20 protein-coding genes are annotated in these 23,882 nt (G+C 73.1%); 10 read left to right on the forward strand and 10 right to left on the reverse strand.

Translation table 11 applies throughout. From position 1 onward, the window contains the following. Positions 1-63 precede the first annotated feature (63 nt). Entirely contained in the window at positions 64-831 is a 768-nt protein-coding gene (locus ACQEVZ_RS15005; RefSeq protein WP_433366649.1) for a VWA domain-containing protein, read from the forward strand. Between the two features lie 22 nt (positions 832-853). Here ACQEVZ_RS15005 and ACQEVZ_RS15010 read toward each other — a convergent pair whose 3' ends face one another. The 3 genes from ACQEVZ_RS15010 to ACQEVZ_RS15020 form a co-directional block, all read right to left on the reverse strand. Next, entirely contained in the window at positions 854-1,369 is a 516-nt protein-coding gene (locus ACQEVZ_RS15010; RefSeq protein ID WP_433366652.1) for a gluconokinase, read from the reverse strand. A gap of 122 nt (positions 1,370-1,491) precedes the next feature. Further along, the gene (locus ACQEVZ_RS15015) at positions 1,492-2,244 is read right to left on the reverse strand and encodes an SDR family NAD(P)-dependent oxidoreductase (protein WP_344502728.1); all 753 of its coding nucleotides are present in this window, start codon (positions 2,242-2,244) and stop codon (positions 1,492-1,494) included. A gap of 54 nt (positions 2,245-2,298) precedes the next feature. Then, the gene (locus ACQEVZ_RS15020) at positions 2,299-2,691 is read right to left on the reverse strand and encodes a hypothetical protein (protein ID WP_433366656.1); all 393 of its coding nucleotides are present in this window, start codon (positions 2,689-2,691) and stop codon (positions 2,299-2,301) included. Positions 2,692-2,806: 115 nt separating this feature from the next. Between ACQEVZ_RS15020 and ACQEVZ_RS15025 the strand changes: the two genes are divergently transcribed. Beyond that, a complete protein-coding gene (locus ACQEVZ_RS15025) occupies positions 2,807-3,805 on the forward strand; it encodes a GNAT family N-acetyltransferase (RefSeq protein WP_360569363.1) in 999 nt (332 codons plus the stop codon). Positions 3,806-3,931: 126 nt separating this feature from the next. On the opposite strand, the gene ACQEVZ_RS15030 is transcribed toward ACQEVZ_RS15025, so the two are convergent. Beyond that, entirely contained in the window at positions 3,932-4,312 is a 381-nt protein-coding gene (locus ACQEVZ_RS15030) for a hypothetical protein (protein ID WP_433366661.1), read from the reverse strand. An 84-nt stretch (positions 4,313-4,396) separates the two neighbouring features. After that, positions 4,397-5,062, reverse strand: a complete 666-nt coding sequence (locus tag ACQEVZ_RS15035) for a response regulator transcription factor (protein WP_433366664.1) — start codon at positions 5,060-5,062, stop codon at positions 4,397-4,399. Positions 5,063-5,096: 34 nt separating this feature from the next. On the opposite strand from ACQEVZ_RS15035, the gene ACQEVZ_RS15040 reads away from it, so the two are divergent. Next, positions 5,097-6,605, forward strand: a complete 1,509-nt coding sequence (locus tag ACQEVZ_RS15040; RefSeq protein WP_433366667.1) for a PAS domain S-box protein — start codon at positions 5,097-5,099, stop codon at positions 6,603-6,605. A gap of 153 nt (positions 6,606-6,758) precedes the next feature. Here ACQEVZ_RS15040 and ACQEVZ_RS15045 read toward each other — a convergent pair whose 3' ends face one another. Continuing rightward, positions 6,759-8,468, reverse strand: coding sequence for a hypothetical protein (locus ACQEVZ_RS15045; RefSeq protein WP_433366670.1), 1,710 nt, complete (start codon positions 8,466-8,468; stop codon positions 6,759-6,761). Between the two features lie 160 nt (positions 8,469-8,628). Between ACQEVZ_RS15045 and ACQEVZ_RS15050 the strand changes: the two genes are divergently transcribed. Then, a complete protein-coding gene (locus tag ACQEVZ_RS15050; RefSeq protein ID WP_354892966.1) occupies positions 8,629-9,105 on the forward strand; it encodes a hypothetical protein in 477 nt (158 codons plus the stop codon). Further along, positions 9,102-13,727, forward strand: a complete 4,626-nt coding sequence (locus ACQEVZ_RS15055) for an eIF2A-related protein (RefSeq protein WP_433366673.1) — start codon at positions 9,102-9,104, stop codon at positions 13,725-13,727. Before ACQEVZ_RS15050 ends, ACQEVZ_RS15055 begins: the two co-directional genes overlap by 4 nt. A gap of 34 nt (positions 13,728-13,761) precedes the next feature. Here ACQEVZ_RS15055 and ACQEVZ_RS15060 read toward each other — a convergent pair whose 3' ends face one another. Next, positions 13,762-14,094 (reverse strand): DUF952 domain-containing protein, encoded by a 333-nt coding sequence (locus tag ACQEVZ_RS15060; protein WP_344502737.1) that lies wholly within the window; start codon positions 14,092-14,094, stop codon positions 13,762-13,764. Positions 14,095-14,190: 96 nt separating this feature from the next. Here ACQEVZ_RS15060 and ACQEVZ_RS15065 point away from each other — a divergent pair, with 96 nt between their 5' ends. Then, positions 14,191-14,526, forward strand: coding sequence for a hypothetical protein (locus ACQEVZ_RS15065; RefSeq protein ID WP_344502738.1), 336 nt, complete (start codon positions 14,191-14,193; stop codon positions 14,524-14,526). On the opposite strand, the gene ACQEVZ_RS15070 is transcribed toward ACQEVZ_RS15065, so the two are convergent. The 3 genes from ACQEVZ_RS15070 to ACQEVZ_RS15080 all read right to left on the reverse strand — a co-directional run bounded on the left by ACQEVZ_RS15070 (position 14,513) and on the right by ACQEVZ_RS15080 (position 18,088). Continuing rightward, a complete protein-coding gene (locus ACQEVZ_RS15070) occupies positions 14,513-16,279 on the reverse strand; it encodes a thiamine pyrophosphate-dependent enzyme (protein ID WP_344502739.1) in 1,767 nt (588 codons plus the stop codon). The two genes, ACQEVZ_RS15065 and ACQEVZ_RS15070, sit on opposite strands and share 14 nt — an antisense overlap. After that, a complete protein-coding gene (locus ACQEVZ_RS15075; protein ID WP_433366678.1) occupies positions 16,257-17,105 on the reverse strand; it encodes an SDR family NAD(P)-dependent oxidoreductase in 849 nt (282 codons plus the stop codon). The genes ACQEVZ_RS15070 and ACQEVZ_RS15075 overlap by 23 nt, the downstream gene beginning before the upstream one ends. 77 nt (positions 17,106-17,182) lie before the next feature. Next, positions 17,183-18,088 carry an FKBP-type peptidyl-prolyl cis-trans isomerase gene (locus ACQEVZ_RS15080; RefSeq protein WP_433366681.1) on the reverse strand — a complete coding sequence of 302 codons (906 nt, stop codon included), beginning with the start codon at positions 18,086-18,088 and terminating at the stop codon, positions 17,183-17,185. Between the two features lie 268 nt (positions 18,089-18,356). Between ACQEVZ_RS15080 and aceB the strand changes: the two genes are divergently transcribed. Genes aceB through ACQEVZ_RS15100 form a run of 4 tightly spaced genes read left to right on the forward strand, consistent with a single transcriptional unit; the run spans position 18,357 to position 23,838 of the window. Then, complete coding sequence (gene aceB, locus ACQEVZ_RS15085; RefSeq protein WP_433366684.1) at positions 18,357-19,913, forward strand: malate synthase A; 1,557 nt, start codon at positions 18,357-18,359, stop codon at positions 19,911-19,913. Further along, positions 19,910-21,367, forward strand: a complete 1,458-nt coding sequence (locus ACQEVZ_RS15090) for an FAD-linked oxidase C-terminal domain-containing protein (protein WP_433366687.1) — start codon at positions 19,910-19,912, stop codon at positions 21,365-21,367. The genes aceB and ACQEVZ_RS15090 overlap by 4 nt, the downstream gene beginning before the upstream one ends. A gap of 3 nt (positions 21,368-21,370) precedes the next feature. Then, on the forward strand, positions 21,371-22,570 hold the full coding sequence (locus ACQEVZ_RS15095; RefSeq protein ID WP_354892946.1) for an FAD-binding oxidoreductase: 1,200 nt from the start codon (positions 21,371-21,373) through the stop codon (positions 22,568-22,570). Further along, the gene (locus ACQEVZ_RS15100; RefSeq protein ID WP_433366690.1) at positions 22,570-23,838 is read left to right on the forward strand and encodes a (Fe-S)-binding protein; all 1,269 of its coding nucleotides are present in this window, start codon (positions 22,570-22,572) and stop codon (positions 23,836-23,838) included. Before ACQEVZ_RS15095 ends, ACQEVZ_RS15100 begins: the two co-directional genes overlap by 1 nt. The last annotated feature ends 44 nt before the right edge of the window (positions 23,839-23,882 follow it).

Below are 23,882 nucleotides of genomic sequence, written 5' to 3' on the forward strand. Positions count from 1 at the left end.
ACGAATGTCGACACACCCGCAGGAGTTACCGTTGTCCTTTACTGACGTACAGGGGGTGGCGGCATGGCCGGGAGAACGCAGCTGACCGCGGCGCGGGCCGTGCAGCTCGTCAAGGAGCCGTCGGGGGCGCCCGCGGTCAACCTCGCCAAGGTCCGCGAGTCGGGCCACGTCGACCTCGCCAAACGCGCCGACAAGGCCGGCCTGGCGCTCAGCAGGCGCGGGCTCGGCGGCATCCGCGCCCAGGCGATGCTCGTGCTCGACCACTCCGGCTCGATGCGCCCCGACTACAAGTCCGGCGCGGTGCAGACCCTGGTCGAGCGGGCCCTCGGCTTCGCACTGCAGATCGACATCGACGGCACCGTGCCGGTCGTCCCGTTCGACACGAAGGTCCTGCCGACGGTCGCGGTGACCGTCGACAACTACAGCGGCGTCGTCGACCGCGAGATCAACCAGGGCTGGATGGGCACGACCAACCTCGCCGACGCGCTCGCCGTGGTCCTCGCCGAGGCGGAGCGGACGACGGCTCCGATCTTCTGCGTCGTCGTCGCCGACGGCAGCCCGGACAGCAAGCGCGCGACGACCAAGGTGGTGTGCGAGCTGGCGCGCTACCCGGTCTTCCTGAAGCTGCTCGCCGTCAAGCCCGTCGAGTACTTCCAGACCCTCGACGACCTCGACGACTCCAAGCGCCTGCTGGACAACGTGGACACGAAGTACTCGACCGAGGCGCTCGACCTGCTGACGTGCAGCGACCTGCAGTTCGCCGAGGCGATGGCCGACGAGTGGGACACCTGGGTCGCCGCGGCCACGGCCGCCGGCATCCTCACCCCCTGATCGCACGACCGGGGCGCCGGCCTCACCGCGGGCGGGTCCCCCGCACGATCTCGTCGACGATCTGCTCGGGGGTGGCGTCGATCGACACCGCCAGGATGTCCTCGCCGGGCTGCGGCGGCTCCAGGGCGGCGAACTGGCTGTCGAGCATCTCCACACGCATGAAGTGACCGTGACGGGCCGCGAGCCGGCGCGTGATCAGCTCGCGGGAGCCTTCGAGCAACACCAGCCGCACCTGCGGGCGGCCGTCGCGCAGCTGGTCGCGGTACGCCCGGCGCAGCCCCGAGCACGACACGACCCCGGGGGTGCCCGCGGCCGCGTGCTCGTCGATCCAGCGGCCGATCGCCGCGAGCCACGGCGCGCGGTCCTCGTCGGTGAGCGGCTGCCCAGCCGCCATCTTGGCGACGTTGGCCGGCGGGTGGAAGTCGTCGGCCTCCGCATACCGCCAGCCGAGCCTCCCGGCGAGCAGCGCCCCGACGGTGGTCTTGCCGGTCCCGGCGACACCCATCACGACGATCACTGGAGGTGGGCTGTCCGGCATGGCGACACGGTACCCAAGCGACCGGTCCGCCACACACGGCGGTCGCCGCCGTCGGGTCGCCCGACGGGATTCGAGGTGGGCCGGTCGGTGGTCGTCGCCGACCGGCCCTCGACGGCCTGCGGTCAGGACGCCGCCATCGCCACCAACGGGGGGAAGTGGCGGGCGACGAGCTGCTTGGCGACGGTCGCCGGGTCGGCGATGTCGCCGACGCGGTGGCGCTCGACGAGGCGGGCGTGGCCGGGCAGGCCCGTGCCGCGCTCGCGGAGGGTCCGCTGCATCTGCGTCTCGATGGCCCCGGGGTCGACGATCTCCACCGTGCAGGAGCGGCTCGCCGCCTCGCTGACGCAGCGCATGAACGCCTCCGCGCCCGCCTTGGTGGCGCAGTACGTCGCCCAGCCCGGGTAGCTGCGGTGCGCCGCGGAGGAGGCGACGTAGACGATCCGCAGGCGGGGACCCGGGTCGCGGGCGAAGGTGGACAGGAAGGTGTTCGTGAGCAGGATCGGCGCGACCAGGTTGACCTGGACCGCGGCGAACACGTCCTCGGGGGCCAGCTCGCCCACCAGGCCGATGGGCTCGACCGTCGCGGCGTTGTGCAGCAGGACGACCTCGTCCTCGGGTGCGGTCCCGCCGACGAACGCGGCCAGCTCCGCCTCCGTCGGGAGGCTGACGGCCTCGGCGAGGTCGGTGGCGCGCAGCCGTACCGACGCCGGATGCCGAGCGGCGAGCACCTGCTGCTCCGAGGGGAAGGCACGGGCCAGGCCGAAGACCCTGGCACCGTCGGCTTGCAGCGCGTGGAACAGGGCCGCGCCGAGCCCTCTCGAGGCGCCGGTCACGATGACCGAACGCTTGCGAATAGCGTCCGCGGGTGCGGACATGACATCACTCCAACCGTGTCGAGGTGACAACAACGACGAGGGTGGGAGTTCGGCTTACGTGCGCCAGACCTGCAGTGCGGCGCGGGCGGGCGCGTGGCCCGTGCGGGCGCCCGCGGACGGCTCGACACCGGAAGCCGGCATGAGCTGCGCGATGACGCCCGTGGTGAGCTGCGCGGCGTGGTGGGCCGCGACCTCGGGGGTGTCCACCTGCTCGCCTTCGGCGTGCAGCATGAGGGGCTGCCGCTCGTCGTCGTCATCGCCGTCCGACGACGGCTCGTGGTGATGGTGACCGACGGCGAACGGGACGGGGCTGGACGTGAGGAGCTGGTGGACGATCCCGGCATGGGACGCCGGCGAGCCGACGGTGGCCCCGAACAGCATCGCGAGGACCAGGGCGAGGACGCCGACGACCCAGCCGGGCGTGCGTGCCCGCGTGAGTCCGTCCAAGGTCCGCCCCCTCCCCGGTGATGCCCAACGTCATCATGGCCCAACGGAGTACTTCTCGGAGTGTCGCGAATTTGCCAGCATCCGCGAAATTCAATTTCCCGGATAGGGTACGCAGGTGCTGGTCCGAGCGGTCGCCGAGGGCGACCTGTCCTGGTTGCAAGAATTGCTCACCAATGCATACGGTGCGGTCCACGTCATCACGGGAGAAAACGGTCGCGACGCCGACCGGCTGCCAGGACTCGTTGCCGAAAGCGCAACGGGCGAACGGGTGGGCCTTCTCACCTATGAGGTCGCGGCGACGGGCCTCGAAATCGTCACGCTCAACGCCGTCCGTCCACATGCCGGGATCGGGACCGCGTTGCTGGACGCCGCGCGGGCGGTCGCGGCCGACGCCGGATGCAGCCGGCTGTGGCTCATCACCACCAGCGACAACCTGGACGCGCTGCGGTTCTACCAGCGGCGGGGACTGCGGGTCCGGGCCGTGCACCCCGGCGCCGTGCAGCGCGCCCGCCGCCGCAAGCCGCAGATCGCCGAGGCCGGCGACTTCGGCATCCCGCTGCGCGACGAGGTGGAGCTGGAGCTTTCGCTGCGGGACGAGGAGGCGTACGTCCGGCCGGGCACCCTCGCCGACGTCAAGCCCGTCCTGGGGCTGATGGACGGCGCGACCCGCTGGCTCGTCGGGCTGGGCCGGACCGGGCAGTGGGGCACCGAGCCGCACTCGACCAACCCGCGCCGGCTGACCGCGATGATGCGGTGGGTCCCGCAGGGGCACCTGCACGTCGCCGAGATCGACGGCACCGCGGTGGGCGCGATCGTGGTCGGCGAGGCGCCGGAGCACATCCCGGTCGTCTACGAGCCCGAGCTGTACGTGAACCTCCTCGTCACCGACCGCGCGCGGCAGGGCCGCGGGCTGGGCGGGACGCTGCTGGACCACGCCCGGGTGCTCGCCGTGCGGCGCGGGATCGGGCTGCTGCGGGTCGACTGCTACGCGGGCGACGACCAGGCGCTGGTCGGCTGGTACCGCCGGCAGGGCTTCACCCCGACCGAGACCTTCACGGTCCGCCTCGCCACCGGCGTCGACTGGCCCGGCCAGGTCCTTGAACAGCGCCTCTGAACAGCGCCGCTGAGCAGCGGCCCTGAGCAGCGGCCCTGAGCAGCGGCCCTGAGCAGCGGCCCTGAGCAGCGGCCCTGAGCAGCGGCTCTGAGCGGCGCCTTTGAACAGCCGCTCCGAACGGCGGCTCTAGGCCGGCGTGCCGCCGAGCGCGGTGGCGAGGGTCTCCAGCAGGCGCAGGTCGTGCGCGTACCCGGACAGTTCGGACCGGCGGACCGCGACGAGCCCGCCGGGGCCGCCGCTGACGCGCACGTCGCGCCACGACGACCCGGCCCGGCACAGCGCGGCGACGGCCGCCGGCGGCGCGCCCGCGTCGGGGACGAGCGTGCCGGCCGCGTTGCCGAGGGCCTGCAGCTCCGGCACGGCCGCCGCGACCCGGGTGACCATGGCGCCGCCGGTGTGGCGGATGTCGACCCGGAACCCGTCCCGCACGCCGGTCAGGTGCACGCCGGCCGCGTCCTCCACGCGGTGCAACCCGCGCGGCAGGAGCTCGCTCAGGTCCTCGTCCACCCGCCCAGCCTGCCCGCTCCCCCACCGGCGGGCGACGACGGCCGCACCACGAACGCCTGTGGTGCACGCACCACAAGGCACGTCTCAGTCGCGATCGGCCAGGTAGAGCAGCACGGCGCCGACCCGGCGGTGGGTCTCGCCCTCCTCGACGAGGCCGAGCTTGGCGAAGATCGAGTTGATGTGGCGCTCGACGGCGCGGACCGTGACGAACAGGCGCTCCGCGATCGTGGAGTTGTTGGCGCCGGTGGCCATCTCCGCCAGCACCTGCCGCTCCCGGGCGGTCAGGTGGCGCAGCGCGCTGCCGGCCGGGCGGGCGCGGGCGGTGACCATCGTCTCCACGATCCGCGGGTCGATGACGGAGCCGCCGCCGGCGACCGCCCGGACCGCGTCGGCGAGCTGGCCGGGCTGCGCCAGGCGCTCCTTCAGCAGGTACGCCCGGCCGGCCACCCCGTCCTGCAGCAGCGCGGTCGAGTGCGCGGGGTCGTCGTACTGACTGAGCACCACCACGCCGATCGCCGGGTGGCTGCCCCGCAGCGCGATCGCGGCCCGGACGCCCTCGTCGGTGTTGGTCGGCGGCATGCAGATGTCGGTGACCACGACATCGGGCGCCAACCGCTCCACAGTGGACAAAAGCTCCCCGTGGTCGGCGGCGAGTCCGATCACCGACAGGTCGGCCTGGTCACTGAGCAGTGCCTTGACACCCTCCCTGACCAGGAGACTGTCATCCGCCACCACGACCCGGATACTCATGGGTCCGTAACCTACCGCCTGCCCCGGAGGACCCGTGAGCGTCGACTTCGCCCTCCTGCTCCGCCTGGAGCACGCCGTCGCCGACATCCTCGCCACCCCGGAGCCGGCCGGGCGGCCCGTCCTCGACGCGATCGGCCGGGCCCTCGGCTGGTCGGCGGGCGCGATGTGGCAGGTGACCCCCGGCGGGCTGCGGTGCGTGGCGACGTGGTCGACGTCGGACCGGTTCGCGGCGTTCGAGACCGCGACCCGCGATCTCGTGCTCGCCCGCGGCGAAGGGCTCCCGGGCGCGGTGTGGCAGCGCGGCGAGCCGGCGTGGGTGCGCGAGTTCGGGCGGCAGGCGGCGTTCCCTCGGGCGGCCGCCGCCGGTGAGGCCGGCCTGTCGGCCGCGTTCTGCTTCCCGTTGCGGAGCGCGGAAGGCGTCGAGGGGATCGTCGAGTTCTTCACCAGCACGCTCGCCGAGCCGCCGCCGGACCTGGTGTCGACGGCGAAGAGCCTGGGCCGCCGCATCGGCGACGCGCTGCACCGGGCGCGGGCGGCGGACGCGGTACGCCGCAGCGAGGCCCGTCTCCGCGCGGTGCTCGACTCCGCGCTGGACTGCGTCGTCATCGCCGACGCCGACGGGATGGTCCTCGAGTTCAACCCCGCCGCGTGCCGGACCTTCGGCTACCGCCGCGACGAGGCCGTCGGGCGCGAGCTGGCCGAGCTGATCGTGCCGCCCGCGCTGCGCGAGGCGCACCGGCAGGGGCTGCGCCGGCTCCTCGCCTCGGGCGAGCCGCGCCTGCTCGACCAGCGCGTCGAGACGACCGGCCGGCGCGCCGACGGCACCGAGTTCCCGGTCGAGCTGACCATCACGCGGGTCGCGGTCGCCGGTCCGGCCGTCTTCAGCGGGTACCTCCGCGACCTCAGCGACAGGCACAGGGTGGCCGAGGAGCTCAAGGCGTCCCGCCGCCGGGTGCTCGAGGCGGCGGTCGGCGAGCGGCAGCGCCTCGAACGGGACCTGCACGACGGTGCGCAGCAGCGCCTCGTCGGTCTCGGCATGACCCTCGCCAGGGCCCGCACCGCCCTGCCCGACCAGCCGGCGCGCGCCGCGGCGATCCTCGACGACGCCATCGCCGCCCTGGAGGAGTCCGCGATCGAGCTGCGCGACCTCGCCAGGGGCATCCATCCGGCGAGCCTCACCCGGTACGGGCTGGGTGCCGCCCTCGCCGACATGGCCCGGCGCAGCCCGGTCGAGCTGCGCCTCGGCGAGCTGCCGGCCGGCCGGTTCCCGCCGGCGGTCGAGGCGACCGCGTACTTCGTGGTGAGCGAGGCGGTCACGAACGTCGCCCGGTACGCGGGGACCGGCACCGCCCAGGTCGACGTCGCCGTGTCCGGCGCGGAGCTGGTCGTGACCGTCACCGACGGCGGGCGCGGCGGCGCCGACGCCGGGCTCGGCTCGGGGCTGCGCGGGCTCGCGGACCGGATCGCGCTGCTGGACGGCACCCTGACCGTCGACAGCCCGGCGGGCGCGGGGACGACGGTGCGGGCGAGCATCCCCCTGTGATGTGGTGCCAGCATCCATCCGGCACTGGTGCCGGCGCACTGCTGCCCCGCCCCGGCGGGCGCGAGGATTCCCTTCAGTCGGACGACTTTCGAGGGGACACCACCATGACGTACGCCATCCGCTGGGCCGGCCCTTCCCGCGCACGCTGCCGGGTCAGGGGTTCCTGACGTCCCACAGCCACAGCCCACCGGTCAGCCGCCCCGGCCCGAGCAGCGCGTCGAGGGTGCCGCGCTCCGCCGCCGCGGCGGGACCGTCGGGGGCCAGGACGATCGACGTGCGCCAGTAGGCGAGGTCGAGCCTGGCCTGCTCCCGGTCGAGGTCGGTGACGGCGGTGACCTGGTGGGTGCCGGTGGCGGCGTTGATCAGCCGGTCGGTCGGCCGGGCCGGCGCGCCGACGGTCGCGTGCCGGCCCTGCACGCCGCCGGCCGGGCCGAGGAAGTAACCGTGCGACATCCGCAGCTCGGTGCCGGTCGCGGTCGTCCAGCTCATCGCCGTCCAGTGCTCGAACGTGGCGAGCGGCACGATCAGTACCGACTCCTGCGGCCCGACGAAGGAGCGCCACTCCCCCGACGCGATGAACGCCGGGACCGGCGGCCGGTCGAACACCTTGATCGGCACCGGCGCCGCCGGCACCAGCACCGCCACGACCAGACCCGCCTTGAGCAGCCGCATTCCCGCCGGCGCGGGCAGCCGGTCGAGGCCGATCGCCACCAGCGGCGCGACCGCCCAGGTGGCCGCCTCGCCGAGCCGCGTCGGGAGCAGGGTGTCGAAGAGCGGCAGGTGCCGCAGCAGGGCATAGGGGCCCGGGACGCCGATCTCGCGCTGGTACAGCGTGAGCTCGTTGCCCAGCGACAGCACCGCGAACAGGACGCCGGTGCCGGCGAGCGACCGCACGAGCGGCTCCCGCCACCGCCACGCCACGCCGGCGGCGACCGCGATGACGAGCGGCCAGCCGAAGTAGCCGTGCTGCTCGGCGGAGAACCCGGGCTCCGGCTGGAACTCGCTGAACCGCACGGCGACCGAGTTGCGCGAGAACGACGTGAACCCCAGCAGGTCCGTGTGGAACGCCGTCATCTGCTTCTCGCCGCCGCGGTAGGCGCCCGTGCCCGAGAACTGCCACCACAGCGGGAACGCGAGCACGACCGCCGTCGCGAGGAGCGTGACCCCGAGCCCGGCGAGGACGCTCAGCGCCCGCACCTCGCGGGGCCGCTGGACCAGCCACAGCAGCCCGAACACCCCGATGGCGAGCGCCGTGATGAACAGCGTCTCCTCGTTGATGAAGACCTGCCACACCACCAGCGCGGCCAGGATCAGCCCGCCCCGCACCGGCGCGTCGCGCAGCTTCACGACCCGCCACACGATGACCGGCACCAGGAACTGCGCCGTGAGGTTCGGGTGGAACGTGGCGTGGTTGGCGACGCTCGGCGCGAACGCGGCCACGAGCCCGCCCACCCAGGCGGCGACCCTGTTGTCCACGACGTGCCGGGACAGCAGCCAGAACCAGGCGGCCGCGGTCGCGGTGAGCGTCAGCACCACCAGCAGGTCGAACGTGATCCCCGGCCCGACCAGCATCGTCACCGGCGCCAGCGGCAGCCCCAGCCCGAACATCGTCGTGTTCGCCATGCCGTTGACGCCCACCGGCGCGTTCAGCCGGTCGAGGAGGAACGGGTTCTCCAGGTGCCGCACGCACCGTGCCGCCCACGCCAGGTAGTACTCGGCAAGGATCCGGTCCCCCGGCGTGTACGGCAGCCGCTGCCCGGGATGCGCGAGCAGCCGCCCGCAGAGCACGATCGCACCGGCGAGATACCCGGCCACCGCCACCGCGTCGCCCGCCCACCGGCTCCGGGATTGCCCCTCGTCCATGCCGAGACCCTAGCTGCCGCCGCATCGGCGACCCGTACGCGGGTGACTCCGGCAGTCGCCTACCCGACGCCGCAGCGAGCGACCGGTCACGCTCCGCTGTGTTAGCGTCGTCGCCATCCCGGGTCGATCCGGGCTATCCGGGGTGGTCCTGATGCGGTCGGTGCGGATCGTCTTGAGCTGGTGCCATCGGGACCAGCGACTCAAGGAAGCGCTGCTGCGTGACCTGCTGCCGGCGCTCGGGCTCTTCCGGGACCTGGAGGTCCAGTGGTGGCAGGACAGCCACCTGACCTGCGGCGAGGAGTTCGGCCCGGCCATCGTCGGCCGGTTCGGTGAGGCCGACTTCGGTCTGCTGCTGCTGACCAGCGCCTACTTCACCCGGCCGTTCATCCGGCAGCACGAGCTCCCCCGGTTCGCCGGGCCCACCGCCGACAAGGGCTCGCTGCCGGTGGCGCTGGGCCCGCTGCCGTCGTTCGGCCCGCACCGTGACCTCGGCGGGATCGAGCAGCAGCTGATCTTCGGGCAGGAGCAGGGCAGCTATGCCGAGCTGTCCGGCGTCAAGCGGACGATCTTCGCCAACAGGCTGGCCGACTCGATCCGCGCCCGGGTCCTCGACCTGAACGGGTTCGTGACGCTGTGACCCCGCTCCCTCCGGCGGAGGCCGTCGCCCGCGTGGAGGCGCTGCGCGCCGCCGGTGCGGTGACCGAGCTGCAGGCGGCCCGGCTGAACGTGATCGTGCGGCTCCTCGACGCGGGCGGACGGTTCCTGCTGCGCTCCGCGCTGGACGAGGCGGAGTTCCCCGCCGACCAGGCGCGGGGCCAGGACGCCTTCCAGGACTTCCGGGGACGGGTCAACCGCGCGGCCGAGACGGCCGGCGTCGACCTGCAGCTGGAGCTGGAGCCCCGCAAGAGTCCGCCGGAGCGCCGCCACGGCTGGTTCGCCGGTGGTGACCTGACGGACGCGGGCATCGTCGCGTTCACGGGCAGGGCGGCCGACGACACCGGCATCGCGCACCCGATCGCGCCCGAGGTCACCGAGCTGGGCGACTCGCGACGCACCAGGGTGTATGTCAGCGTGGCCGCCGCCGACGCCGGCTCCCGGCCGACGCGCCAGCTGGTCGGGCTGCTCCGCCAGCACCTCCAGCTCGACGGCGAACGGCAGTGGGAGGTCGCCGACCCCGACTCGATCGGCCTCGGCGAGAACCTGCAGGACAGCCGCGACCGGCTCTGCGCGCAGGCGGACGTCCGCGTGGTGCTGCTCAGCCCGTCGTACCTGACCGACGAGGCGAACTCGGCCGAGCGGCACCGCGTCCTGGACCGGCCCGGCCGCCGGGTCGTCTTCGCGCTGACCGCCCTGCCCGACGCGACGCCCACGCTCGGGCCGTTGCCGCGACGCGGGGTGCGCCGCCGCGAGCAGCCGTGGGCCGTGCTGCGCGGGGAGCAGCAGCGCAAGCAGTACATCGACGCGCTCGTCGACGCGCTGCACGCCGAGGTCCGGGCGCAGCCGGCGCCGGCGCTCGACGCCACGGCGGAGCTCGCGGAGCACACCAAGCGGCTCACGGACCGCCGCGGCGGCAACGACAGCACCGTGCTGGTGGACGCCGAGGTCAGCGAGACCACGTTCCGGGAGTCCCACCTCGAGGCGCCGGACAGGGGCCCGGCGCTGGCGGCGGTCAACCGGCTGCTGGAGTGGGCCATGGCGCAGGACGGCCCGCGGCTGTGCGCGCTGCTGGGCGACGTCGGCCTGGGCAAGACCACGACGGCGAAGCTCTTCGCGCGGGCGCTGCTCGACCAGCGCTCGAAAGGGGCGCCGCTGCCGCTGCTGTTCGACCTCCGCGACGTCCGCGCCGGCGACCTGAGCCGGGCGATCACGCTCGACACGATCCTCGACAGCATGCTGGAGGCCAGCCGGCCCGCGGCGGTGCCACGGGAGCGACTCTCCGCCGACACCGTGCGCCGCCGGCTCACGCAGGGCGACGCCGTCGTGATCTTCGACGGTCTCGACGAGGCGCTGGTCCACCTCGAGCCGCACGACCAGCGGCTCTTCATCCGCCAGCTGTGGCGCGCCGTCGAGGGCACGACCAGCACCCGCATGCTGGTGACCTGCCGGACGCAGTACTTCCGCACGATCCGCGACGAGGTCAACTTCTTCACCGGCGACGACCGGCAGGGCCCGCAGGGCAAGGACTACCTGGCGCTGCTGATGCTCCCCTTCGGCGAGCGGCAGATCCGCGACTACCTCGCGGGCAACCTCGACGCCGAGCCCGACAAGGTCGAGGCGTTCCTGACCCTCATCGGCAGCGTCCACGACCTCACCGACCTGGCCCGCCGCCCGATGACGCTGAAGCTCATCTCCGACCAGGTCGAGTTCATCGAGACCGCGAAGCTCAAGGGCCGGGCGGTGCGCGCCGTCGACCTCTACGGCGAGGTGGTCGAGCGGTGGCTGGCCCGCGACAGCGGCAAGCACACCCTGCTGCCCGACCACAAGCACCTGCTCATGGAGGCGATCGCCGCGGAGATCTGGCGCTCGGGCCGCAACTCCTGGACCGCCGGCGACGTGGACGACTGGCTGCTGGACCTCCTCGACCAGCGCCCGGACCTCCGCCGCCACTACCGCGACAACGTCCCCGACCTGTGGAAGACCGACTTCCGCACCGCCACGTTCCTCAGCCGCGACGGCGACGAGTTCACCTTCGGCCACCGCTCGCTGTTCGAGTACTTCCTCGCCCGCCACCTCTTCCGGGCGCTGCGCGAAGTCCCCGCCACCGGCCCCGACCCGGTGGCCATGCCGGTGCCCGGCCCGGAAACCCTCGACTTCCTCGGCCAGTGCCTGGCGGCCGCCACCCCGCCCGCCCGGGCGGCGGCCCTCACCGGCCTCGCGGCGATCCGGGACCAGTACACGCCGGAGGCGTCGGAGCTCGCCTTCGCGTACGCACTGCGCGCCGCCGAGCACGGACACCCGCACCAACCCCTCACGCGGGTCCAGCTCCCAGGCGCGAACCTCGCCGAGTGGACCATCGGCAACCCCGGCATGAGCGGACACGCGCTGAGCCTGGCCGGCGCCGACCTCCGCGGCGCCGACCTCCGCCGCGCCCGCATCCACCACACCGACCTCACCGGCGCGGACCTCACCGACGCCCGTCTCGACTCGGCCGAGCTGCACGACAGCAGCTTGAGTCAGGCCGATCTCGACGGCGTACTGATCGCCTCCGCACTCCTGCGCCACTGCGACATCGGCGACGTCGACTTCACGCGAACCATCCGCCACCGCACGCAACTCCTGTGGTGCACCCCCTCCCCCCAGCCGGCCGAAGGCCTGCTCGTCGCTCCCCTGCCGGGCGAGGAACACGCTCGAATCACGCCCTGGGTCACGAGCATGCACACCGGCACGGTGAACGCGGTGGCGTGGTCGCCGGACGGCACCCGGCTGGCCACCGGCGGCAACGACGGTGTGCGGGTCTGGAACGCGACGACCGGCGAGGAACACCTCCAGCTCACCGGGCACACCGATTGGGTCCGGTCGGTGGCGTGGACTGCGGACGGCACCCGGCTGGCCACCGGCGGCGACAACGGTGTCCGAGTCTGGAACGCGACGACCGGCCAGGAACACCTCCAGCTCGCCGAGCACACCGGCCCGGTGAACGCAGTGGCATGGTCACCAGACAGCACCCTCCTCGCCACCGGCGGCGACAACGGTGTCCGAGTCTGGAACGCGACGACCGGCCAGGAACACCTCCAGCTCGCCGAGCACACCGGCCCGGTGAACACAGTGGCATGGTCACCAGACAGCACCCTCCTCGCCACCGGCGGCGGCACCAACGGTGTGCGGGTCTGGAACACCATGACCGGCGCCGAACACCTCCAACTCGCCGGACACACCGGCTGGATCCGGTCGGTGGCCTGGTCACCGGACGGCACCCGCCTGACCACCGGCGGCACCGACGGTGTCCGGTTCTGGGACACAGTGACCGGCGCCGAACACCTCCAACTCGCCAGACACACCGACTCGGTGGACGTCGTGGCGTGGTCTTCAGACGGCACCCGCCTGGCCATCGCGAGGAAGTACAGCGCGCGGGTCTGGAACACCGTGACCGGCGAACATCTCCAACTCGCCAGACACACCGACTCGGTGAACGCGGTGGCATGGTCTCCAGATGGCACCCGCCTGGCCACCGGCAGCGGCAGTGACGTGCTGATCTGCGACGCGGTAACCGGCGCCGAACACCTCCAGCTCGCCGAACACACCGACTCGGTGGACGTCGTGGCGTGGTCTGCGGACGGCACCCGCCTGGCCACCGGCGGCGGCAGCGGTGTGCAGGTCTGGAACACCATGACCGGCGCCGAACACCTCCAGCTCGCCGGACACACCGGCTGGATCCGGTCGGTGGCCTGGTCACCGGACGGCACCCTCCTGGCCATCGGCGGCGGCACCAACGGTGTGCAGGTCTGGAACACCATGACCGGCGCCGAACACCTCCAACTCGCCGGACACACCGGCTGGATCCGGTCGGTGGCCTGGTCACCGGACGGCACCCTCCTGGCCACCGGCAACGACAACGGAATGCAGGTCTGGAACACAGTGACCGGCGCCGAACACCTCCAGCTCGCCGGACACACCGGCTGGATCCGGTCGGTGGCCTGGTCACCGGACGGCACCCTCCTGGCCACCGGCGGCGACAACGGTGTGCGGGTCTGGAACACCATGACCGGCGCCGAACACCTCCAGCTCGCCGGACACACCAGCTCAGTGAACGCGGTGGCGTGGTCGCCGGACGGCACCCACCTCATCACCGGCAGCGGCCGCAACGTGCTGATCCTTGACGCGGTGACCGGTGCCGAACACCTCCGCCTCGCCGGTCACACCAGCTCAGTGAACGCGGTGGCGTGGTCGCCGGACGGCACCCGCCTGGCCACCGGTGGCAACGACGGCGTGCGGGTCTGGAACGCGGTGACCGGCGAAGCGCAGCTGCACATCTCCGGGCACACCGACTGGGTCCGGTCGGTGGCCTGGTCACCGGACGGTGCTCACCTGGCCAGCGGCGGCGATGACACCACCGTTCGAATCTGGGATGCGACGACCGGTCAGGCCGACCGGTTCGTCGTCCACGGATTCGACGGCAGCGAGATGGCGGTCTTCGACGCTGTGTCCGGGGATCTCGTCGGCGCGAGCTCCGGGGCGTGGCGGTGGATCTTCTGGGGGCCCGACGGGCTGCCGGCCGAGACGTTCGGGGCGCTTCCGCCGCTCCCCACGTCGCACAGCTGAGCTACGCGGGGTCGCGGTTTGCGGCGGGCGGCGGTCAGGCGGGGATGACGTCGTCGACGGAGGCGGCGCCGGCGATGCGGTGGACGGCGGCGACGGCGGCGCGGGGAAGGGGGGCGTAGACGTGCGGGAACAGGCCGCCGTTGGCGGAGGTCTCCCAGCGCAGCCACATGCCCATGGTCTGCGCGTCGATGGCGACGACGACGAGGTCGGGCACGTCGGCGAAGTAGCGCTGGGCCGTGCCGGCCACCTGGTCGCGGGACGAGCAGTGGATGTAGCCGTCGCGCAGGTCCAGGGGCGAGCCGTCGAAACGGCCGTTCGCCTCGAACGCCGCCCACTCGGCGGGCAGCAGGATCTTATAGATCAGCACGGGCACACAATGCCACGGGTGAGAGGTTCCTTCACCTGTCCCAGGTGAACGCGTGTGAGCGACGAGTCACCCGTTTGCGACCTAGCGTCCGCGATTATGAGAACTCGGACATGGGTGTGCGTCGCCGGCGCCGCCATCGCGGTGGGCTCGTTGAGCGCCGCGCAGGCTCGAAGACCTGACCCGCCGATGGTTCACACGGCGCAGATGACCGGGCAGCAGACCGCCGAGCAGCCGGATTCCATGGTGTACCTGCTGACCGGCACCGGCCTGGTCGCAATCGGCGGCGTGGTGCTCGTCGGCGGTGTCTCCGGGCTCGGCGGCCTCGACATCCCGGGCGGCATCACGATGACCGTCGGCCGGACCAGGCTGTGGGCGAGGTCGGTGCGGGTCCGCGGAAGGCACCGGATCCGCCGGAGGATCACAGGCGGGTGATCCGGTCCTTCAGCAGCGTGGTGGCGATCGCGGCCTTGCGCGGCTGGCCGCGGACGAACGCCTCCGCGAACTTCGCCGCCTGCTGGTAGGTGACGCTGGCCGGCATCGGGGGCTCGTCGGCGTCGACCGCGACGTCGACGAGCGCCGGCCCGTCGAAGGCGAACGCCTCGCCGAGGACGTTCTCCAGGGCGATCGGGTCCGTGACCCGGGCCGCGTACGCGCCGCAGCCGCGTGCCCAACCGACGTAGTCGGCCAGCGGGTCGTCGCCGTACCGGACGCCGAACTCGGGGAAGCCGTTGACCATCTGCTCCCAGACGATCATGCCGAGGGCGCTGTTGTCGTTGATGACGACCTTGATCGGCAGCTTGTAGCGGGCCGCGGTGTGGAACTCGGCCATGAGCATCGCGAAGCCGCCGTCGCCGACGAACGCGATGACCTGCCGGTTCGGGTACTCGTGCTGCAACGCGATCGCGTACGGCAGGCCCGGCGCCATCGACGCGAGGGTGCCGGAGAGGTAGAACTCGCGGCCGCCGGTGGCCTGCCAGTGCCGGGCCGCCCACGTGGTGACGGTGCCGGAGTCGCAGGCGAGGATCGCGTCGGGCGCGGCGACCCGGTCGAGCGTGCTGGCCAGGAACTGCGGCGCGATGGGGTCCCGGTCCGCCCGCTCGGTGGCGGCCATGCGCTCCCGCCAGTCGCGCATCTTCTCCTGGTACCGCAGCAGCCAACGCCTGTCGGTGCGCCGCCGCAGCCGGGGCAGCAGGGCCTCGCAGGTGGCCGCGGCGTCGCCGACGAGCGGCACGTCGGTGGGGATGCGGGTGCCGACCCGCGCGGGCTCGACGTCGATCTGCACGACGTGCGCCTGGCCGGGCGCCGGGAGGAACTTCGTGTACGGGAAGTTCGTGCCCACCATCAGCAGCGCGTCGCACTCCTGCATCAGGTCCTCGCTGGGCGCGGTGCCGAGCAGGCCGAGCCCGCCGAGCGCGAAGGGCGAGTCGTCGGGCACGACCATCTTGCCCAGCAGCGACTTCACGATCGGCGCGCCGAGCACGTCGGCGACCAGCTCGACGAGGGGTCCGGCGCCGCGGGCGCCGATGCCGGCCAGGATCGCCGGCTTCGAGGCGTTGTTGAGCAGGTCCGCGGCGGCCTGGAGGTCGTCGTCGGCGGGGCGCACCGGCGGCGCGACCAGCACGGGCGCGGTCGCCGGCGCGCGGGTCGGCCCGACGGTCTCGAACGGGTTGTCGCCGGCGGTCGCGACCTGCACGTCGTTCGGGACCGTGAGATGCGCGACGCCGCGCCGGGCGAGGGCGGTCCGGACGGCGATGTCGACCAGCGACGGCACCTGCGCCGGGTTGCCGATCGTCTCGTTGTACTCCGCCACGTCCTCGAAGAGCCGGTCGAGGTGGACCTCCTGCTGGTACGCGGTGCCGATCACGCTGGACTCCTGCATCCCGGTGATCGCCAGGACGGGGGCGTGGTCGAGCTTCGCGTCGTAGAGGCCGTTGGCGAGGTGGATGCCGCCGGGCCCGGAGGTGGCGAGGCAGACGCCGAGCCGGCCGGTGGCCTTGGCGTGCGCGACCGCCATGAACGCGGCGGCCTCCTCGTGGTGCACGAGCACGAACCTGACCCGGTCGGCGTTGCGCCGCAGGCCCTCCATGATCCCGTTGACGCCGTCGCCGGGCAGGCCGAACACCGTGTCGACCCCCCAGTCGGCCAGCCTGGCGATCAGTGCCTCACCGACAGTCGCTCTGCTCATGCGTTTGTGCTTTGCCGGTGGCGGCGGAACCAAACATCGCCCTGAGCCGGCGGCGCACCTCGGGGTCGTAGGCGTCGGGGTGCGCGCGGGCGGGCCGGTCGCCGTCGAAGAACCCGCCGGTGCCCCGCTCGTGCAGGATCAGCCGCAGGGTCGCCTCGCCGCCCTCCTGGACCGTCGACCTGGGCGCGGCACCGTAATCGCGGACCATCTGGGTGTCCATGAACGTCGCCGGGTGCAGGCAGTTGACGGACACCTCGCCGCCGGCCAGGCGTCCCTCCAGTTCGCCGGCAAGGTCGTCGGTAAGGTCCAGGCTCCACGCCGCCAGGGCGAGTTTCGACCTCCGGTAGGCGGTGACGCCGTCGTACGAGCGGCGCAGCTCCACGTCGTCGAAGTCGATCGGCGCCTGGCCGATGGATCCGACGTTGACGACCTTGGCGGGCGCGTTGGCGGTGAGCGTGGGCAGCAGCGCCGTGGTGAGGCGGACGGGGGCGAGGAAGTTGACGGCCCAGCGCAGCTCGTGCCCGTCGGCGCTCTCCTCGCGGGCGCCGCCGGGCGGGCCGAACCCGACGCCGGCGTTGTTGACCAGGATCGTCAGGTCGTCGCGGCCGGCGACCGCCGCGGCGAGCCGGTCCACCTCGGCCAGGCTCGCGAGGTCGGCGACGAGGCCTTCGGCGGTGCCGCCGGCCGCGCGGACCTCCGCCACACCGCGCGCGACCTTGTCCGGGTCGCGGCCGTGCAGCAGGACGGTCAGGCCGGCCGCACCGAGCCGCGGCGCCAGCCACCGCCCGAGGCCCGAGGTGGCGCCGGTGAGCAGGACGGCTGTCATCTTCCGACCGTATACACGGCGAGGCCCCACCGGCCTGCTGCCGGTGGGGCCTCGCTTGCGTCGTGCGGGGCCGGTGCTCAGCCGCCGAAGCCCGCGGGCAGGCCGCCGCTGTCGTCCGCGTCCTTCGCGTCGAGGATGTCGACGATGAAGCGGAGCGTGCCCTTGGGGTAGCCCTCGGGGGCGTCGTCGCCGTAGGCCTTGCTGCCGGGGATGTCGAGCTGGACGCGGCTGCCGACCTTCAGGCCGACGAGGCCCTCGTCCCAGCCCTCGATGACCTGGGGCTGCTTGCGGAGCTGCTTCTGCCCGACCGGGATCTCGATCGTCTTCTTCCGCGGCCAGGACGCGTCGAAGACCTTGCCGTCCTTCATGGTCGCGCCGACGTAGTTGACCGTGACGGTCTGGCCGGCCTTGACCGCCTTGCAGTCGCCCTTGATGAGGACCTTGGTCTTGAGGGACGTGATCTCTTCGGTGCTGGCGGTGATCTTCGGCTCGGTCGCCAGGCCCTTGTCCATGCCGCCGAGCAGCGGCGGGAACGCGTTGGCGTCGCCGACCGGCTTGCACTTGATCCGGTTCTTCTCGGCCCGGTCGCCGAAGTACCAGACGCCGGCGAACGCGCCGCCGACGACCAGCAGGACGATGATTGTGCCGGCGATCGCCTGCCCGGCACGACGGCGGCGGGCGGCCTTCGCGGCGGCGATGCGCGCGGCGGCGCGCTTCTCCGCCTTCGTCGCCGGCGCGACGGTCTTCGCGTTCTTCGCCTTAGCCGACTTGTCGGACTTATCCGATTTGTCGGACTCGTCGTCGTCTGCGGTCGCGTCCGGGTCGTCGCCGTCCGCGGCGGCGTCCGGGTCGCCGGCTGCGGCGTCCGAGGCGTCGGCCGGGTCACCGTCCTCGTCGGCGGTGTCGTCGCCGGCACCGTCGGCCGCCTCGGCGTCCGCGTCCGGGTCGTCCTTCTTGCCCAACGACACGGTCTCCTCGGCCACGCCCTCGGCCTCGGTCGGCTCAGTGTTCGTCGTGTCGCTTTCCGCGTCCGCGGTGGGCTCGACCTCGGTGTCCGGTGCCGCCTGTGGCGGAGTGGCCTTGGTCGACCTCGCAGTGCGGCGGCTTCTGCCCCGATCGCTCACAGTTGGAAGACTCCCCTGCTGGACGGACCCGATAATCCGGCGGACCTGAGTTTTGTTCGCCAGAGCTTCCCATATCACACGCGCCGCGACACGCCCCGGGTGGCAGCGCAGCCGATAGGGTCATGTCATGGGCACTGTTCAGGGCGTCGAGATTACCGGACCGCTCGACGACCGATTCGCCGAGATCCTGACCGAGGAAGCTCAGAGTTTCCTGGCAGATCTGCACAGGACGTTCGACGCCCGGCGGCTGGAGCTGCTCCAGGCCCGCAAGGAGCGCGAGGCGGAGCTCGCCGCCGGCGGGACGCTCGGCTTCCTGCCCGAGACGCGCGAGATCCGGGAGGGCGACTGGCAGGTGGCCGAGCCGGCGCCGGGCCTGGTCGACCGGCGGGTCGAGATCACCGGGCCGACGGACGCGAAGATGACCATCAACGCGCTCAACTCGGGCGCGAAGGTGTGGCTCGCCGACCACGAGGACGCCAACACGCCGCTGTGGGCCAACGTCATCGGCGGCCAGCTGAACCTGCGCGACGCGAATGCCGGCACCCTCTCGTACACCTCCGGCGAAAAACACTACGAGCTCACCGGCGGACCGCGCCCCACCGTCGTGGTCCGCCCGCGCGGGTGGCACCTGCCGGAGAAGCACATCCTGGTCGACGGCGCGCCGACGTCCGGTTCGCTGACCGACTTCGGGCTCTACTTCTTCCACAACCACCTCGTCACCCGGCCGTACTTCTACCTGCCGAAGATGGAGTCGCATCTGGAGGCCAGGTTGTGGAACGAGGTGTTCGCGTTCGCGGAGGAGCGGTTCGGCCGCCCCACCGGCACGATCCGGGCCACCGTGCTGATCGAGACGTTCCCCGCAGCGTTCGAGATGGACGAGATCCTGTACGAGCTGCGCGAGCACTCGGCGGGCCTCAACGCCGGCCGGTGGGACTTCATGTTCAGCGTCATCAAGAAGTTCCGGACGCGCGGCAAGGACTTCCTGCTGCCGGACCGCAACACGGTGACGATGACCGTGCCGTTCATGCGGGCCTACACGGAGCTGCTCGTGCGGACGTGCCACCGGCGGGGCGCGCACGCGATCGGCGGCATGGCGGCGTTCATCCCGAGCCGGCGCGACCCCGAGATCAACAAGGTGGCGTTCGAGAAAGTTACCGCCGACAAGACCCGCGAGGCCGGCGACGGGTTCGACGGATCCTGGGTCGCGCACCCCGACCTCGTCGAGACGTGCCGGACCGTGTTCGACGGCGTGCTCGGCGACCGGCCCAACCAGCTCGACCGGCTCCGCGAGGACGTGACCGTGACCGCGGAGGACCTTCTCGCCGTCGGTGACACGCCCGGGCAGCAGACCGAGGCGGGGCTGCGCAACGCGGTGAGCGTCGGCGTGCAGTACCTCGACGCATGGCTCAAGGGCAGCGGCGCCGTCGCGATCAACAACATGATGGAGGACGCGGCGACCGCGGAGATCTCCCGGTCGCAGGTCTGGCAGTGGCTGCACAACGGTGTCACCCTGGCCGATACGGGTGCGCCCGTGACGCGGGAGCTGGTCGAGCGGATCGCCGACGAGGAGCTGGCGGCACTCGGCCGGGACCTCGGCGAGGCGCGGGCGTTGTTCATGGAGGTGGCTGTGGCGGACGAGTTCATCGACTTCCTGACCTTGCCGGCGTACGACCGCATGCCATGACCATTGAAGGGCTGGTGGCGCGGTTGCGGGAGTTCCTGCTGCCGGAGCAGGTGCTCACCGACCGCCAGCAGCTGCGCACGTACGAGTGCGACGGGCTGACCCACTACCGGGTGGTGCCCGCGGTCGTCGTGCTGCCGCGGACGGCTCAGGAGTGCGCCGACACGGTCCGGGCGTGCGTGGCCGCCGGGGTGCCGTTCGTCGCCCGCGGCTCCGGGACCGGCCTGTCCGGCGGGGCGCTGCCGCACGCCGACGGCGCGCTCATCGTCACCTCGCAGCTTCGCGCGATCCGCGAGATCGCCCCGCAGGACGAGCGGGCGGTGGTCGAGCCCGGCGTGATCAACCTGCAGGTCAGCCGCGCCGCGTCCCCGCACGGCTACTACTACGCGCCCGACCCGTCCAGCCAGCAGATCTGCTCGATCGGCGGCAACGTCGCGGAGAACTCCGGCGGCGCGCACTGCCTCAAGTACGGCTTCACCACCAACCACGTCACCGGCGTCGAGATCGTCACCCCCGACGGGGACCTGGTCCGGCTCGGCGGGCGGGCACCCGACGCGCCCGGCTACGACCTGCTCGGCGCGTTCGTCGGCTCCGAAGGCACTCTCGGCATCGCCACCGAGGTCACCGTGCGCCTCGTCCGGCTCCCGGAGACGGTCCGGACCCTCCTCGCCGCCTTCCCCGGCACCGACCAGGCCGGCGCCGCCACGTCGGCGATCATCGCGGCCGGGGTCGTGCCGGCGGCGATCGAGATGATGGACGCCCTGGCGATCGAGGCCGCGGAGGCGGCCGTGCACTGCGGCTACCCGGGCGGCGCCGGCGCGGTGCTCATCGTCGAGCTGGACGGGCCGCGGGCCGAGGTCGACGCCCAGTTCGCCGCGGTCGAGGCGTTCTGCCGGAAGCACGGCGCGTTCGAGATCCGCATCGCCGCCGACGACGCCGAGCGGGCCCTGTTCTGGAAGGGCCGCAAGTCGGCGTTCGCCGCCGTCGGCCGGATCAGCCCCGACTACATCGTCCAGGACGGCGTCATCCCCCGCACCGCGCTGCCGCAGGTGCTGACCCGCATCGGCGAGCTGGCCCGCGACCACGGCGTCCGGGTCGCCAACGTCTTCCACGCCGGCGACGGCAACCTGCACCCGCTCGTCCTCTTCGACGAGACCGTCCCGGGGCAGGCGGAGCGGGCCGAGGCGGTGTCGGGCGCCATCCTCGACATCTGCGTCGAGCACGGCGGGTCGATCACCGGCGAGCACGGTGTCGGCGTCGACAAGGCCAAGCACCTGCCCAGCATGTACAGCGCCGACGACCTCGACACGATGCAGCTGGTGCGGTGCGCGTTCGACCCGCACGGGCTGTCGAACCCGGGCAAGATCTTCCCGACGCCCCGCCTGTGCGGCGAGGTACCGGGACGGCGCAAGGGCACCCATCCGCAGCATCAGCCAGGCATCGCGGAGGTCTTCTAGGTCATGATCGCTGGAGCTTCACCCGTCCCGGCGGCGCGGATCGCGGGCGTGCCGGCCGCCGCCGTCGCCTCGCCCGCGTCGACCGCTGAGGTCGCCGACGTGGTCCGCGGCGCCGCCGGCGACGACCTCGCGCTCGTCGTGCGCGGCGGCGGCACCAGGCAGGACTGGGCGCTGCCGCCGCAGCGGCTCGACCTGATCCTGGAGACGTCCAACCTGTGCGGGCTCGTCGAGCACGCCGCCGGCGATCTCGTCGCCGTCGTCCGCGCCGGCACGCCCCTGCGGCAGGTCCAGGAGGCACTGCGCCCCGCCGGGCAGCAGCTCGCGCTGGACGAGCCGCTGCCGGGCGCCACCGTCGGCGGCACCGTCGCGGTCAACGCGTCCGGCCCGCGGCGCATGCTGTACGGCACCGTCCGGGACCTGCTCATCGGCGTCACCGTCGTCCGCGCCGACGGGGTCGTGGCGAAGGCCGGTGGCAAGGTCGTCAAGAACGTCGCCGGATACGACCTCGGCAAGTTGGTCGCGGGGTCGTACGGCACCCTCGGCGTCATCACCGAGTGCGCCTTCCGGCTGCACCCGCTGCCCGCCGCCCGCCGGTTCGTGTCGGTCCGCGTGGACGGCCCGGACGACGCCGCGCGGGTCCTGGCGGCGGTCCTCGGCGCCCAGGTCGTGCCGAGCGCGCTGGAGGTCGACACCGACCCGCTGACGGTGACGGCGCTCGTGGAAGGCGTGCCCGAGGGGGTCGCCCAGCGCGCGGCCGACCTGGAGAAGCTGCTCGGCGACGGCGCCGGCACGGCCGAGACCCCGCCGCCCGGCTGGGGCACCTACCCGTGGCGGCCGGGGGACATCGGCATCAAGCTCACGTCGGCGCTGTCGCGGGTGCCGTACCTGCTGACCGCCGTCGGCGTCACCGCGCAGCTGCACGACGTCAGGCTGCACGTGCGCGGCTCGGCCGGCACCGGCGTCCTCTACGCGGGCCTGCCCGGCGACACCGACCCGGGCTCCGTCGTCGGCGTCGTCAGCGACCTGCGCGCCGCCACCCGCGCCGGCGCAGGCCACTGCGTGGTGCTCACCTCCCCGCCGGCGGTCCGGTCCCGCGTCGACGTGTGGGGGCACGTCGACGGCCTCGACCTGATGCGCCGGGTGAAGGAGCAGTTCGACCCGCTCGGCATCCTCGCTCCCGGCCGGTTCGTGGGGGGCATCTGATGGTGCTCGAAGGCCCCTTCGTCGACCCCGGGCTCGTCTCGGACTGCGTGCACTGCGGTTTCTGCCTGCCGACGTGCCCGACGTACGTGCTGTGGGGCGAGGAGATGGACTCCCCGCGCGGCCGCATCCAGCTGATGCGCCAGCGCCTCGAGGGCGAGCCGCTGACCCCGTCCGCCGCCGGCCACTTCGACGCGTGCCTCGGCTGCATGGCGTGCGTGACCGCGTGCCCGTCCGGCGTCCGGTACGACACCCTGATCGAGCAGACCCGAGTCGCGGTGGAGCGGGAGCATCCCCGGCCGTTGCCGGAACGGGCGCTGCGGGGCCTGGTGTTCGGCCTGTTCCCCCACCCGCGGCGGCTGGCGCTCGTGAAGCGGCCGCTCGGGCTGTACCAGCGGCTCGGCTCCCCGCTGCTGTCCCGGCTGCCGGGCCGGCTGGCGGCCCTGGCCGCGCTCGCCCCGCCGGTCCGCCGATCCGTGCCCCTGCCCGCGCTGGTGCCGGCCCTGGGCCCGCGCCGCGCCGTGGTCGGGATGCTCACCGGCTGCGTGCAGCGCGAGTTCTTCCCGTCCGTGAACGCCGCGACCGCCCGCGTCCTGGCCGCCGAGGGCTGCGACGTGGTCATCCCGCCGTCGCAGGGCTGCTGCGGCGCCCTCAGCGTCCACAGCGGCCGCCACGCCGAGGCCGCGGACTTCGCCCGGGGCATCGTGGACACGTTCGCCTCCGCGGGCATCGACGCCCTGGTCGTGAACGCCGCCGGCTGCGGCTCGTCGCTGAAGTCCCTCGGCGAGCTGCTCGCCGACGACCCCGCGTACGCTCCCCGCGCGGCCGCGCTCGCCGCCCGCGTCACCGACTTCTCCGAGCTGCTCGCCGACCTCGGCCCGGCCGCCCCGCGCCACCCGCTCCCGCTGACCGTCGCCTACCACGACGCCTGCCACCTCGCCCACGCCCAGGGCGTCCGCTCCCAGCCGCGGACCCTCCTGCGCGGCATCCCGGGCCTCGACCTGCGCGAGATCCCCGACGCCGAGATCTGCTGCGGCTCCGCCGGCGTCTACAACATCCTGAATCCCGCCCCGGCGGCCGACCTGGCCGCGCTGAAGGCCCACAACGTCCTGTCCACCGGCGCCGACTGGCTCGTCACCGCCAACCCCGGCTGCCTCATGCAGATCACCGCCGGCCTCCGCACCACCGGCGCCACCATCCGCACCGCCCACACCGCCCAGGTCCTCGACGCCTCCATCCGCGGCGTCCGCCTCAACCCCGACCCCGCGTAACGGGACGGGCAGCGCGGCACGGCGGCGATCGCGGCCGCTGCGCT

Source organism: Dactylosporangium sp. CA-152071, assembly GCF_050936335.1.
Taxonomy (GTDB): Bacteria; Actinomycetota; Actinomycetes; order Mycobacteriales; family Micromonosporaceae; genus Dactylosporangium; species Dactylosporangium maewongense.

What these genes read in the sequence shown, in the direction of transcription:
- ACQEVZ_RS15100 (WP_433366690.1), top strand. Translation starts at nt 22,570, where the DNA reads ATGGTGCTCGAAGGCCCCTTCGTCGACCCCGGGCTCGTCTCGGACTGC.
- ACQEVZ_RS15035 (WP_433366664.1), bottom strand. Translation starts at nt 5,062, where the DNA reads ATGAGTATCCGGGTCGTGGTGGCGGATGACAGTCTCCTGGTCAGGGAG.
- aceB (WP_433366684.1), top strand. Translation starts at nt 18,357, where the DNA reads ATGGGCACTGTTCAGGGCGTCGAGATTACCGGACCGCTCGACGACCGA.
- ACQEVZ_RS15065 (WP_344502738.1), top strand. Translation starts at nt 14,191, where the DNA reads ATGAGAACTCGGACATGGGTGTGCGTCGCCGGCGCCGCCATCGCGGTG.
- ACQEVZ_RS15045 (WP_433366670.1), bottom strand. Translation starts at nt 8,468, where the DNA reads ATGGACGAGGGGCAATCCCGGAGCCGGTGGGCGGGCGACGCGGTGGCG.
- ACQEVZ_RS15095 (WP_354892946.1), top strand. Translation starts at nt 21,371, where the DNA reads ATGATCGCTGGAGCTTCACCCGTCCCGGCGGCGCGGATCGCGGGCGTG.
- ACQEVZ_RS15070 (WP_344502739.1), bottom strand. Translation starts at nt 16,279, where the DNA reads ATGAGCAGAGCGACTGTCGGTGAGGCACTGATCGCCAGGCTGGCCGAC.
- ACQEVZ_RS15005 (WP_433366649.1), top strand. Translation starts at nt 64, where the DNA reads ATGGCCGGGAGAACGCAGCTGACCGCGGCGCGGGCCGTGCAGCTCGTC.
- ACQEVZ_RS15090 (WP_433366687.1), top strand. Translation starts at nt 19,910, where the DNA reads ATGACCATTGAAGGGCTGGTGGCGCGGTTGCGGGAGTTCCTGCTGCCG.
- ACQEVZ_RS15075 (WP_433366678.1), bottom strand. Translation starts at nt 17,105, where the DNA reads ATGACAGCCGTCCTGCTCACCGGCGCCACCTCGGGCCTCGGGCGGTGG.
- ACQEVZ_RS15010 (WP_433366652.1), bottom strand. Translation starts at nt 1,369, where the DNA reads ATGCCGGACAGCCCACCTCCAGTGATCGTCGTGATGGGTGTCGCCGGG.
- ACQEVZ_RS15015 (WP_344502728.1), bottom strand. Translation starts at nt 2,244, where the DNA reads ATGTCCGCACCCGCGGACGCTATTCGCAAGCGTTCGGTCATCGTGACC.